Below are 12,209 nucleotides of genomic sequence, written 5' to 3'. Positions count from 1 at the left end.
GCGATGAAATTCACGGTGGCCATCGACGGGCCCGCGGCGGCGGGGAAGGGGACAATCTCGAAGGCGGTCGCCAGGGAGTTTGGCCTCGCACATCTTGATACCGGGCTGCTCTACCGCGCGGTGGGGGCGCGGGTGCTGGCCGGGGCCGACCCGGTGGAGGCGGCGGCGGCGCTGACCCCGGACGATCTGACCCCGGAAGACGCGCTGCGCACCTCGGAGGTGGCCCAGGCCGCAAGCCGGGTGGCGGCGGTGCCGGAGGTGCGGGCGAAGCTGCTGGAATTTCAGCGTAATTTTGCCCGCCGCGAGGGCGGCGCAGTGCTGGACGGGCGCGACATCGGCACGGTGATCTGCCCCGGGGCGGAGGTGAAGCTCTTTGTCACCGCCAGCGCCGAAGCGCGCGCGGAAAGGCGCTTTCTGGAGCTGGACGGCAAGGGCCACGAGGTGACGCGGGCGCAGGTTCTGGCCGATGTGAAGGCGCGGGATGCGCGGGATGCGAGCCGCGACACGGCGCCGATGATTGCGGCGGAAGACGCAATGCTGCTGGACACCACCGACCTGAGCATCGCGGAGGCGCTTGACCGGGCCGTGGTGCACATCCGTTTGAAATTGCAGTAGAAAACACGTGGTTAACGGAAGTGTTGCGCAAAACGATCGGCGGGAATCCGCCGTGTCACACCCCGTGCACAACCCGTACACACCCCGTGCATACATGAAATGACATAGCGAGCCCGCCATTAACCCTTTATGGCAAAAAACCTTGACGACCCGGGGGCTTGAGTGGTGTTAGCAAATCGTTAACAATCAACGCTGCGTCTTGCGCACCCCCTGACATGTGACTGCTACCGCTGTGAGACAGGCAGCGCCGACACGACACTGGACTGCACAAGGACACGACTGGAATGCACCAACTTCTCTATCGTTCGATCGCTCGGGACGAAGAATTTGGCGAGACCGATCTCGACATCCTGCTCAAGGCACTTGAGTTCAACGCCGCCGCCGGGCTGACCGGCTTTCTGTGGCGCGGGCAGGGGCAGTTCTTTCAGGCGCTGCACGGGCCGCGCAACGTGGTGCTGGCGCTGATGGAGCGGATCAAGGCCGACGAGCGCCACAGCGATGTGGAAGTGCTGATCTCGGAAGATGGCGATGCGCCTTCGCCCTTTGCCGAATGGGCGATGGGCTACGACTACGTGGCCGAGGACGAGCTGGACATTGCGCTCGACGAGCAGGGCCAGCGCCCGATGATCCCGCCGGCCAAGGCCCGCGAGATCTGGACCGCCATGATCGGGCAATCGCGCACCGAAGCGGAATGGGGCGGCAGCTCGCCCTATGGCCGCAAGCCCTCGGAGCCGGTGGATTCCTGGGTGAAACGGCTGAAGGCCGCGCGCGGGCTGTAAGCGGGCGCGCCTGAGGCGGCCGGGCCGCCTTGCGGCTAGCCGTCGGCCTCGACGAAGCGCAGCACGTGATCGAACAGGCTCTTGCGGGTCAGCAGCAGCAGGTGGCCGTCATCGGCAAAGCCGATGAGTCGCCCGCCGCCGGCCCGCCTGCGCAGGGTGTCGGTCTGACGGGTGGAGAACACCGGGTCTTCCATGCCGATGAAGAAGCCGATGCGGGCATGGCTGAGGTCTGCCCCCTCCGACAGCTCCCAACGCCGCAGCCCGGAGGAATGGGCGCGCACGAGCGCCGGGCTCGGGTCCGCGATGCGGGGGGCGTGCTCTTTGGAGAGGGTCTCTATCTGGTTGGTAAAGCGCGGGTTGTCGCGGTTGTTCCGGCCATAGAGCAGGGTTTTCCAGTACTCGTCCCAGATGGCCTTGCGGGTGAAGCTCCCGGCCCGGGTGGCGGCGGAGATCACGTCGCCCGCGCCGCGCAGGATGGTTTGCAGCCCGCCCGCGTGCTCGGGGGAGGGCGAGATAGCGGCCACGGTCACCGGGCGCGGCGCCAGCAGGGCGGCGGCCTCGAGCGCGATGGCGCCGCCGGCGGAATAGCCCACGAGGGTAAGCTGCTTGTCGGGGTGCTGGCGGGCGTAGCGGGCGATTTCCTCGGCCGCGGCGGTGATGGAAAGCTGGTGATCCAGCTCCAGCCCGTCCATGCCGGGAAAGCGGTAGTAGGCCAGCGCATGGCCCCGCGCCGCCCAGCCGTTGGTGGGCGCGAAGATATCGACCGAGGCGAGCGCGCCGGGGATCATCACCGTGAGGCGGGGCGCCTCTGCGGCGCGGGCGCTGCGGGCGGGATTGGTGGCCAGCGGGCTCTCTCCCACCGGAAGGGTGGGGGGCGCGGCACAGGCGGCGAGCAGGAGCGGGAGGGCGAGAAGGGCACGCATGAGCGCGACATTAGGCCGGCGCGGCACCGCCGAAAAGCGGTGAAACCCCTTGCAAAGCGGGCTCTGGGCGGCTAAACGCCGCTTCGTCAAGCCGCCGTGAGAGCTGCTGACGAAAAACTCAGGCAGGGTCGGGACCGTCCGGCCCTGATTTTGTTTTTCGAAAGTGCACGGCAGAGACCAACCCAAGACCGGCGGAGACAACCGCACGGCCAGAAACCGAAACCTAAGGATTGAAACGCCACATGGCTCAAAACGCAACGATGGAGGAATTCGAAGCCCTCCTGTCTGAAAGCTTCGAAATTGACACGCCCGACGAGGGCTCTGTTGTCAAAGGCAAGGTTATCGCGATCGAAGCGGGCCAGGCCATTATCGACGTCGGCTACAAGATGGAAGGCCGCGTTGAACTGAAAGAATTTGCCAACCCCGGCGAAGCTCCCGAGATTGCCGTTGGCGATGAGGTCGAGGTGTTCCTCGATCGCGTCGAGAACGCCCGGGGCGAGGCCAGCATCTCCCGTGACAAGGCCCGCCGCGAAGAGGCGTGGGACCGTCTGGAGAAGGCCTATGCCGACGAAGAGCGCGTTGAAGGCGCCATCTTCGGCCGCGTCAAGGGTGGCTTTACCGTCGATCTCGGCGGCGCCGTGGCCTTCCTGCCCGGCTCCCAGGTCGATGTGCGCCCGGTGCGCGATGCCGGCCCGCTGATGGGCCTCAAGCAGCCGTTCCAGATCCTGAAGATGGACCGTCGCCGGGGCAACATCGTTGTGTCGCGCCGTGCGATCCTCGAGGAGTCCCGCGCCGAGCAGCGTGCCGAAGTGATCGGCAACCTGACCGAAGGCCAGACCGTGGACGGCGTGGTGAAGAACATCACCGAATACGGTGCCTTCGTTGACCTCGGCGGCGTTGACGGCCTGCTGCACGTGACCGACATGGCCTGGCGCCGGGTGAACCACCCGAGCGAGATCCTGTCGATCGGCGAGACGATCAAGGTGCAGGTCATCAAGATCAACAAAGAGACGCACCGCATCAGCCTTGGCATGAAGCAGCTGCAGGACGATCCGTGGGATTCGGTGGAAGCCAAGTTCCCGCTCGACTCCGTGCACACCGGCCGCGTGACCAACATCACCGACTACGGTGCGTTCGTCGAGCTGGAGCCGGGTGTGGAAGGTCTTGTCCACGTCTCCGAGATGAGCTGGACCAAGAAGAACGTGCACCCCGGCAAGATCGTCTCCACCTCGCAGGAAGTGGAAGTCATGGTGCTCGAGATCGACCCCGCCAAGCGCCGGGTTTCTCTCGGCCTCAAGCAGACCATGCGCAACCCGTGGGAGGTGTTTGCAGAAACCCACCCCGAGGGGACCGAAGTGGAAGGCGAGGTCAAGAACATCACCGAGTTCGGTCTGTTCATCGGCCTGCCCGGCGACATCGACGGCATGGTGCACCTCTCCGACCTCAGCTGGGACGAGCGTGGCGAGGATGCCATTCAGTCCTACCACAAGAACGACATCGTTCAGGCCGTGGTGACCGAGACCGACGTGGAGAAGGAGCGCATCTCGCTCTCCATCAAGGCGCTGGGCGGTGACAAGTTTGCCGAGGCTGTTGGCGGCGTGAAGCGTGGCCAGATCATCACCGTGGAAGTGACGGCGATCGAGGATGGCGGCATCGAGGTGGAATACGAGGGCATGAAGTCCTTCATCCGCCGTTCCGACCTGAGCCGTGACCGTGCCGAGCAGCGCCCCGAGCGCTTTGGCGTGGGCGACAAGGTGGATGTGCGCGTGACCAACGTGGACAGCAAGACCCGCCGTCTGGGCCTGTCGATCAAGGCGCGCGAGATTGCCGAAGAAAAAGAGGCCGTGGAGCAGTATGGCTCGTCGGACTCCGGTGCTTCGCTCGGCGACATCCTGGGCGCCGCGCTCAACAAGGACGACTGATCGTCCGGACGCAGCTGCTGCGTGAGATTGGGGCCTCCGTCTTTGACGGGGGCCCTTTTTCGTTGGGCCGGCGCGGGGCGGGGGCGCTCCCGCCCGCCCACCCCGCGCCCCCGCCCCGCGCCGGGGTGCGCGGGTGCGATCTGCCTCTGGCGGCGGTTTGGTTGGCGCCTTCGGGGTGAGTATTTTCAGCAAGAAAATGCAGGGGTGTGGCGCCCGCGGTTGGGCGGGCGCCACTTTAGGGAGGGCGCTCAGCCCGGAGAGCGCAGGCGGATCACGCGCTGGTCGAAGCGCGGGTCGTGCCGGTCTTGCAGTGGCGTGAAGCCGTAGCGCGCGTAGAAGCGCCGTCCGATCGCGTTGCGGGCGAAGACATCGAGTTCGAGTCTGCCGTGGCGGCGCAGGGCGTCATCCATCAGCGCCCGGCCATGGCCATGGCCGCGATGGGCGGGGTCCATGAAGAAGCCGCCGACCTCGGTTGGGGTGCCGGGGATGAGCGCGATGAAGCCCTGCGGCCCGCTGCCTTCGTCCCAGACATGGGTTTCGGCATGGGGGAGGTAGAGTTTGCGGACGTCTTCGGCGGCGGCGAGGATGAAGGTCTCGCCCAGGAAGCCATGGGCGAGCCGGCTGGCCGCGGTGAAGATATGAACGATGGCGTCGTCGTCGACGCCCGGAGTGTAGGGTCGTATCAATGGATCTGTCCCTTGAGGATGTGTCTGATCTGGGGGCGCAGGCGACCAGCATCCGCCCGGGGGGCGGATTGCGCGTGGGGCTTTGCCCGGTGTGGCACCTCAACGGGGTGCCGACAGAACCATCAGTGCATCAAATCTCCATTGATGGCGTGGTTGTAAAACCTTGCCGGACACACGACAAGTCTGGCGTTCCGGCGCGGAAAATGGCCAGATCCGCGCATGTTGATTGCGCGCAACCGGAACTTTCGCCTGCTGTTTTCCTCGACCTCGGTGTCCAACCTCGGGGACGGGGTGTCGGCCATGGCGGTGCCTTGGCTCGCGAGCCTGCTGACCCGCGATCCGCTGCTCATTGCGCTGGTGCCCTTTGCTGCCTCGCTGCCGTGGATGCTGTTTGCGATCCCGGCGGGTGCGCTGGTGGACCGGTCGGACCGGCAGGCGCTGATGGTGCGGGCGGATATTCTGCGGATGCTGCTGACGGTGGGGATCGTGGCGCTGGCGCTGCGGATGCCGGAGGGCGACAGCGCCTGGCCGGTGCTGGCGCTGGCGGGGCTGGCCTTTCTGCTCGGATCGGCGGAAGTGGTGCGCGACAACGCGGCGCAGACCTTTCTGCCCGCCGTGGTGGAGCCGGGCGACCTTGAAACCGCCAATGGCCAGCTCTGGAGCGCCGAGCAGGTGGCGGGGCATTTCATCGGGCCGCCGCTGGCGGGATTTCTGATTGCCTGGGCGGTGCCGGCGCCCTTTGTGCTTGATGCGGTGACCTTCGCCCTCGCGGCCTGGCTGGTCTGGGCGATTGCCACGCCGCGCCGGGTGCTGCCCGCACGGCGGCGGCTGCGCGAGGAGCTGGCCGAGGGCTGGCACTGGCTTCGGGGGCAGGCGTTGCTGCTGCGGCTGGCGGTGATGCTGGGGCTGATCAACTTCATGCACATGATGTGGCTGACGGTGCTGGTGCTGTTCAGCCAGGAGATTCTGGGGCTGAACGCGGCGGGCCACGGGCTGCTGCTGGCGGTGGGCGCCTGCGGTGCGGTGCTGGGCGGCATGCTGGGCCCGCGGGTGAGCGGGCGGCTCGGGGCCACGGCCACGGTGCGCCTTGCGCTCTGCCTGATGCCGCTGCCCTTCTTCATGATCGGGCTCGGCGCGCATCCGGTGCTGGCCGGGCTGGCGCTGTTCATGGAGGCGGTGGCGGGGATGCTGTGGAACATCGTCACCGTGAGCTGGCGGCAGCGGATGATTCCCGATGCGCTGATGGGCCGGGTGAATGCGCTCTATCGCTTTTTCGGCTGGGGAATGATGCCGCTGGGCGCGCTTGCGGGGGGCGCCGTGGTGGCCCTGGCCGAGCCCGGCCTTGGCCGCGAACTGGCGCTGCGGATGCCCTATGTGATCGGCGGTACGGGGATGTTCGTGCTGGCCTGTTACGGCGCCGCGCGGCTGCGGTTCTGAGGCGGGGGCGATTCGGTTGATGCTGCGCTGCGGCATGTGTGCTGAGAGCATTCTGCACTGCCAAAGCCTTGGTTTTTCAGGCGGAAAATTGACCATGGGCGCGGAAAAGCCGTGAAATGACGCATTCGCCCCGTTTCGGATATTAAATTTTGTGCCTATAGTCGCAGGGCAAATCACGACACGGAATCGTGGGCAGAACACGTCCTGAACGGGGGGAAACATGATCCGATCGGAATTGATCCAGAAGGTCGCTGACGAGAATCCGCATCTCTATCAGCGCGACGTTGAGCGGATCGTGAACACCATCTTCGAAGAGATCATTGGCGCCATGGCCGATGGCGACCGGGTGGAGCTTCGCGGGTTCGGCGCCTTTTCGGTGAAGAAGCGGGATGCCCGCGTGGGCCGCAATCCGCGTACCGGCGACGCCGTGGACGTGGAAGAAAAGCACGTGCCGTTCTTCAAGACCGGGAAGCTCTTGCGCGACCGGCTGAACGGCAAGTAAAACGGGGACATGATCCGGTATCTCCGCTACGGCTTTCTGGCCGCCCTCGCCATTGTTCTCATTACCCTTGCTCTCGCCAATCGCGAGCCGGTGACGCTGAAGCTGTTGCCCGGCGAGCTGGCCGACCTGCTGGGGCTGCCCTATCAGATCACGCTGCCGCTGTTCGTCTCGCTCTTTGCGATGATCGCGCTCGGCATTCTGGTCGGGTTCATCTGGGAGTGGTTCCGCGAGCACAAGCACCGGGCCGAGGCCGCACGCCAGGCCAAGGAGGCGCGGCGGGCGAAGAAGGAACTGGATCAGGTGAAGCGCGAGACCGGGCAGGAGCAGGACGACGTTCTGGCGCTGCTGGACGATCGCAAGGCAAGCTGACATGGCGGACATCCGGGTGAAGATCTGCGGGCTGAAGCGCCCGGAGGACATGCGTGCCGTGGCCGAGGCCGGGGCGGCCTATGCGGGGCTGAACTTCTTCGAGCCCTCGCCGCGATATGTCAGCCCCGAGCGGGCGCGCGAGCTGGCGCTGGTGGCGCCCGAGGGCTTGGCCAAGGTGGGGCTGGTGGTGGATGCGGATGACGCGCTGCTGGACCGGATCATCGAGGCGGTGCCGCTGGATATCATTCAACTGCATGGCAAGGAGAGCCCGGAGCGGGTGGCCGAGGTGCGCGCGCGCTACGGGTTGCCGGTGATGAAGGCGGTGGGCGTGGCCGGCGAGGCGGATCTGTCGGCGCTGGACGAGCATGGCCGGGTGGCGGACATGCTGCTGGTCGATGCCAAGCCCGCGCCGGGCGACGAGCTGCCCGGCGGCAATGGCCTGCCCTTCGACTGGCGGCTCATCGCCGGGCGGCGCTGGGGCGTGCCGTGGTTGCTGGCGGGCGGTCTGCACGCGGGCAACGTGGCCGAGGCGGTGGCGCGGACCGGGGCGCGGCAGGTGGACCTTTCGTCGGGCGTGGAGCGCGAGAAGGGGGTGAAGGACGCCGGGATGATCCGCGCCTTCATGGAGGCTGTCGCGGAGATCGACGGATGAGCCTGCGGTTCCGCGAGGCGCGGCGCGAGGATGTGCCTGCCGTGGTGGCGCTGCTGGCCGATGACATGCTCGGGCAGGGCCGCGAGCGGGCCGGGCTGGAGCCCTATCTTGCCGCTTTCGATGCAATGCAGCGCGAGCCGGGCAACCGGGTGTTCGTGGGTGAGCGCGACGGCGTGGTGGTGGCGACCTATCAGCTGACCTTCATTTCGGGGCTCTCGCTGGCCGCCGCGCGGCGGGCGCAGGTGGAGAGCGTGCGGGTCGCGGGCGCCTTGAGGGGCCAGGGCGTGGGGCAGCTGATGTTTGCCGACATCGAGGCGCGGGCGAAGGCGGCGGGGTGCAGCCTTGTGCAGCTGACGATGAATGCCGCCCGGGTGGACAGCCGCCGGTTTTACGAGGGGCTGGGGTTCGAGGCGAGCCACCTGGGGTTCAAGAAGTACCTGTGAGGCGGTGCCTCGGCGGGGGGCTTCTGCCAAGGCGGGACAAGTCCCGCCCTACGCGATGACCTTGAGGACGGCCTGGGTGGTTCTGTCGATATGCGCGTTCGACAGGCGGATGGCTGTTGGCGTGTCGCGGGCGAGGGTGGCGTCCATGATGGCCTGATGCTCGGCCTGAAGGTCGCGCGCCGGGTCGGGGTGGGTCAGCGAGATGCGGCGGTAGCGTTCGTGCTGGTAGTAGATCAGCCCGCGCAGGCGCTTGAGCCACGGGCTTTCGCAGGCGGCGACGAGGGCCTCGTGGAAGGCGCGGTTCTTGTCTTCCCAGTCGGAGGCCCCGTCCGAGGGGTTTTCGCGGCGGCGGCTGTCGGCTTTGCCCAAGGCGTAGAAGGCGGCGACGATGCCGGCCTCCCAGCTGTCGTCGCCGGCGGCGATGGCGCGCTGGAGCGCCTCGCTCTCGAGGTCGCAGCGCACGCGGGAGATGTCGCGCAGCTCCTCGGCGGAGACCGGCGCGACGGAAAAGCCGCGCTGGGCCTCGAAGATCACCAGAAATTCGGCGGTGAGCTTGGAGAGCGCCTCGCGCAGCGGGCTGGCGCCGATGCCGTAGGTTTCGGAGAGCTGGGCGATGCGCAGGCGGGTTTCGGGCGGGAGGCGGCCTGAGACGATATCGCCGCGCAACATGGCGTGGGCGCGATCTGACAGGGTTTCCTGGGCGATGTTCATGGGGCGGCCTGTGATTTTCCGTGAGGCTAGCAGGCGGCGCGGGGGCGATCAACGACAGAGGCGGCTATCGTCGGAAAACCGGGGATTGTCGATGTTGTCGGGCGGGCCACAGCCGCCCCTCCGCCGCTCAGGCCGGGCTGGGTGCCGCGACCCGGGCACCGGGCGCGATGGTGGGGGCGGCGGCGTTGAGTGCATCGCGTGCAAAGCCTGCCGCCGACTGGTAGCGGGCCATGAACTCGGCCCGTTCGGCGGGCGGGATCACCGCGTCGATGTCGTCGAACTCGCCGCCGCAGCGGTCGTTCACCATGTTCAGCAGGCCGAAGGGTCCGGCCCCGCGGTTGCGCAGGATCACCTCGGAAATCGGGCCGCAGAGCTTGTTGTCGAAGGCGGCCAGCGCCGCGGGGGTGACACCGTGCTCCAGCATCGCCGCGCCGATCTCGCGGGCATCGACCACCGCCTGCGAGGCGCCGTTGGAGCCGGTGGGATACATCGCATGGGCGGCGTCTCCCATCAGCACCACCGGCCCGTCGGCCCATGTTCGCACCGGGTCGCGGTCGATCATCGGGTTTTCGAAGGCCTCGCCCGCGCCCGAGATCAGCGCGGGCACGTCGAGCCAGTCGTAGCGCCAGTCTTCGAACATGTGGATGAAGTCGGAGATCGGCGCGGGGCGGAACCAGCCGGACTTGCGGGCTTCGGCCTCGTCGAAGGTGACTTCGGCGATCCAGTTGATCAGGGCCAGCCCTGTCTCGGGGTCAGGGTGGGAGATCGGGTAAATCACCATGCGCTGGCGATGGGTCCCGAGCCCGATGAAGGAGGAGCCGGTGCGGATGGGCCGCGCCAGCGTGGTGCCGCGCCACATCAGCGCGCCGCCCCAGTGGATCGGCGGCTGCTCGGGGTGCATCTGGGCGCGGATCGCAGAGTGGATGCCGTCGGCCCCGATGAGCAGGGTGCCGGTTGTTTCGGAGGTGGTGTTGTCGGTGTGCTCGATATGGGCGGTGACGCCCGCGCCGCTCTTGCTGTAGCCGGTGACGCGGCAGCCGAGCCGCAGCGCATCGGCCCCGGCGCGCTCGGTGAAGGTGCGGGCCAGCAGCATGTGCAGCTCGCCCCTGTGCACCGCGTATTGCGGCCAGTTGTAGCCGGCATCGAGGCCGCGGGGTTCGGCGTAGACATCGTTGCCGTTCAGCCCGACCAGCGCCCATTCGCGGGCCGGAAGGCCGATGGTGTCGAGCGCCTCGGGGCCGATGCCGAGATCGAAGAGTTCGCGCACCGCGTTGGGTTGCAGGTTGATCCCCACCCCCAGCGGCTTCAGCTCGCGGGAGCTTTCGAACACGGTGCAGGGCACGCCGATCTGGTGCAGCGTCAGCGCCATGGCAAGGCCGCCGATGCCGCCGCCTGCGATGAGAACGTGGGGCTGTGTCATAGGTGCCGTCTCCTCCCGGGGTCGGGAGGTTCTAGCAGGGTGGGGGCGGGGATCAAGCGCGGCGGGGTTTGCGGATCAGGGGAAGAGGCCGCTGCGCTCGACCATCTCCGATTCCATCAGCGTGTAGCGGCGCACGACCTTGCGGGCGTTGAACAGGATCACTAGCTGCTTGCGGGTGCCCTTGGCCGAGCTGCCGAGCTGGTTGATGTAGGGGATGTAGTTGAGCGCGCTCTGCTTCATCTCGGAGTAGTCGTAGGACCAGATGTCATGCCCGCCGGCGCTGAAGGTCACGTTGCCCGGCGCGCCGAACATCTGCCGGACCTCGGCCTGGGTGGTGACCCCTTCGGTCAGCTTGGATTGCACGCTTTCCTCGGTTTCCTCCGAGATCCCCTTGTTGCCGGTGGAATCGCAGCCTGTCAGCGCAAGGAGCGCGGTCAGGGCGGCGGCGATGCAGGGGGTGAGGCGGCGCGTGGGCATGGGGGCTCCGGGGTTGGGTCGGGGTGCTTATACTCCGGCGCAGAGCGGTGCGGCTACGGGGCGTCGGTCACAAGCCCGTGGCTGGCGGCAGCCCGCCGTTGGCGCTCAGAAGAGCAGGCTCAGGCTGCCCACCACCAGCGGGATCGGGAGCGAGATGGCGAGGCGGAGCGCCATGGTGCGGGTGCCCATGAAGGGGATCTCGTAGGCGAGGATCTTGGTCAGGGAGAACAGGCTCCAGGAGGTGACATAGGTGATTGCCGCCGCCGGGGTGGCCCCGGCCTTCAGCGCGGCGGCCGCGAGGGCGAAGCTGACGAAGGCGCCGCCCGGGGTGATCGGGCCGAGGAGCGTGGCGAGCAGCAGGGCGCGCAGCCCGGCGTCGGTGCCGAAGAGCGCCTCGATCCGGTCGGCGGGCATCAGCTCGGCCAGCAGGGCCGCGCCGATCATCGCCACGAAGAGCCGGGGCAGGGAGAAGGCGGCGAGCCGGGCGGTGTCGGCCAACGCGGCGCGGCGCCGGGCGGGGGTGGCCAGCTTGGCCCATGTGAAGGCGGCGAGGGCATAGAGCAGCACGGTGCCGATGAGGATGTTCATGCCCGTTGCCTCCCCACCAGCGCCCGCGCCACCAGCCCCACCGCCAGCGGCACCGGCAGGCAGAGGGCGACCCGCAGCGCGACGAGGTGCCAGTCGAGAAACGACAGCTCCCAGATCAGGGTGCGGTTGAGCGAGAGCAGCGACCAGCCGGTGATGAGTGCGAGCGTTGCGCCAAGGTCGGCCCCGGCCACGAGCAGCGCGGCGGCGAGCGGAAAGGTCATGCCCGGCCCGCCCGGCAGCAGCGCCCCGGCGGCAGAGGCCAGCACCAGCCCGCGCCAGCCGCTCTCCTGCCCGATCAGGGCCGAGACCCTCTCGCGCGGGAGCAGCAGCGGAATTGCCGCCGCCACGAAGAGCCCGGCGCCGACCTTGGGCAGCAACAGCGCCAGAAAGCCGAGCGCCCCGAGGGCGGTGGCCAGCGCGTGACCGGCACCGAACCGTGCCGCGACCAGCCCGGCGGCGAGCAGGGTGACGGCGAGCAGCACGAGAAAGCCGCCGTCGATGATCTTGCGGCGGACCTGGTGGGGCTGATCGGGCGGGGTTTCTGGTGCGGCTGGCATTGCCCTGTCTTGTCGGCCCTGACGCGCCCGGCTGCAAGCCCTGCGGGGCCGGGTGGCGGGAAGATCCGGGCAATTGCGCTGCAATTTTCGGGGCCGGAGTGAACCTTTCCTTAAGGCTCGGGATGCTA

Annotated in this window: 15 protein-coding genes; 8 read left to right on the top strand and 7 right to left on the bottom strand. The window is 67.8% G+C overall.

Translation table 11 applies throughout. The features are described from left to right. The first annotated feature begins 3 nt into the window (after positions 1-3). Both GTH22_RS12300 and GTH22_RS12295 read left to right on the top strand, forming a co-directional pair. Positions 4-615, top strand: coding sequence for a d(CMP) kinase (locus tag GTH22_RS12300; protein ID WP_252945520.1), 612 nt, complete (start codon positions 4-6; stop codon positions 613-615). Between the two features lie 284 nt (positions 616-899). Then, positions 900-1,394 (top strand): BLUF domain-containing protein, encoded by a 495-nt coding sequence (locus GTH22_RS12295; RefSeq protein ID WP_252945519.1) that lies wholly within the window; start codon positions 900-902, stop codon positions 1,392-1,394. A gap of 35 nt (positions 1,395-1,429) precedes the next feature. Here the strand turns inward: GTH22_RS12295 and GTH22_RS12290 are convergent, their stop codons facing one another. Beyond that, positions 1,430-2,317 (bottom strand): alpha/beta fold hydrolase, encoded by an 888-nt coding sequence (locus tag GTH22_RS12290; RefSeq protein ID WP_252945518.1) that lies wholly within the window; start codon positions 2,315-2,317, stop codon positions 1,430-1,432. Positions 2,318-2,559: 242 nt separating this feature from the next. On the opposite strand from GTH22_RS12290, the gene rpsA reads away from it, so the two are divergent. After that, positions 2,560-4,239, top strand: coding sequence for a 30S ribosomal protein S1 (rpsA, locus tag GTH22_RS12285; protein WP_252945517.1), 1,680 nt, complete (start codon positions 2,560-2,562; stop codon positions 4,237-4,239). A gap of 248 nt (positions 4,240-4,487) precedes the next feature. On the opposite strand, the gene GTH22_RS12280 is transcribed toward rpsA, so the two are convergent. Then, the gene (locus GTH22_RS12280; protein WP_252945516.1) at positions 4,488-4,925 is read right to left on the bottom strand and encodes a GNAT family N-acetyltransferase; all 438 of its coding nucleotides are present in this window, start codon (positions 4,923-4,925) and stop codon (positions 4,488-4,490) included. A 219-nt stretch (positions 4,926-5,144) separates the two neighbouring features. Between GTH22_RS12280 and GTH22_RS12275 the strand changes: the two genes are divergently transcribed. From GTH22_RS12275 to GTH22_RS12255, 5 genes are all read left to right on the top strand, one after another. Next, a complete protein-coding gene (locus GTH22_RS12275) occupies positions 5,145-6,362 on the top strand; it encodes an MFS transporter (protein ID WP_252945515.1) in 1,218 nt (405 codons plus the stop codon). A gap of 220 nt (positions 6,363-6,582) precedes the next feature. Next, entirely contained in the window at positions 6,583-6,864 is a 282-nt protein-coding gene (gene ihfB / locus GTH22_RS12270; protein ID WP_074256588.1) for an integration host factor subunit beta, read from the top strand. A gap of 9 nt (positions 6,865-6,873) precedes the next feature. Next, on the top strand, positions 6,874-7,233 hold the full coding sequence (locus GTH22_RS12265) for a LapA family protein (RefSeq protein ID WP_256471582.1): 360 nt from the start codon (positions 6,874-6,876) through the stop codon (positions 7,231-7,233). Position 7,234: 1 nt separating this feature from the next. Beyond that, positions 7,235-7,885, top strand: a complete 651-nt coding sequence (locus GTH22_RS12260) for a phosphoribosylanthranilate isomerase (protein ID WP_252945514.1) — start codon at positions 7,235-7,237, stop codon at positions 7,883-7,885. Then, entirely contained in the window at positions 7,882-8,328 is a 447-nt protein-coding gene (locus GTH22_RS12255) for a GNAT family N-acetyltransferase (RefSeq protein ID WP_252945513.1), read from the top strand. The genes GTH22_RS12260 and GTH22_RS12255 overlap by 4 nt, the downstream gene beginning before the upstream one ends. Positions 8,329-8,376: 48 nt before the next feature. Here GTH22_RS12255 and GTH22_RS12250 read toward each other — a convergent pair whose 3' ends face one another. The 5 genes from GTH22_RS12250 to GTH22_RS12230 form a co-directional block, all read right to left on the bottom strand. Further along, complete coding sequence (locus GTH22_RS12250) at positions 8,377-9,039, bottom strand: GntR family transcriptional regulator (RefSeq protein WP_252945512.1); 663 nt, start codon at positions 9,037-9,039, stop codon at positions 8,377-8,379. A 127-nt stretch (positions 9,040-9,166) separates the two neighbouring features. Next, entirely contained in the window at positions 9,167-10,459 is a 1,293-nt protein-coding gene (locus GTH22_RS12245) for a flavin-dependent oxidoreductase (RefSeq protein WP_252945511.1), read from the bottom strand. A 75-nt stretch (positions 10,460-10,534) separates the two neighbouring features. Continuing rightward, positions 10,535-10,936 carry a hypothetical protein gene (locus GTH22_RS12240; RefSeq protein ID WP_252945510.1) on the bottom strand — a complete coding sequence of 134 codons (402 nt, stop codon included), beginning with the start codon at positions 10,934-10,936 and terminating at the stop codon, positions 10,535-10,537. Positions 10,937-11,041: 105 nt separating this feature from the next. After that, positions 11,042-11,524, bottom strand: coding sequence for a hypothetical protein (locus GTH22_RS12235; protein ID WP_252945509.1), 483 nt, complete (start codon positions 11,522-11,524; stop codon positions 11,042-11,044). Beyond that, on the bottom strand, positions 11,521-12,081 hold the full coding sequence (locus GTH22_RS12230) for a hypothetical protein (protein WP_252945508.1): 561 nt from the start codon (positions 12,079-12,081) through the stop codon (positions 11,521-11,523). The genes GTH22_RS12235 and GTH22_RS12230 overlap by 4 nt, the downstream gene beginning before the upstream one ends. Between the last annotated feature and the right edge of the window lie 128 nt (positions 12,082-12,209).

This window comes from Oceanicola sp. 502str15 (assembly GCF_024105635.1).
GTDB lineage: Bacteria > Pseudomonadota > Alphaproteobacteria > Rhodobacterales > Rhodobacteraceae > Vannielia.
This window is presented reverse-complemented; position numbering and strand designations above follow the sequence as displayed.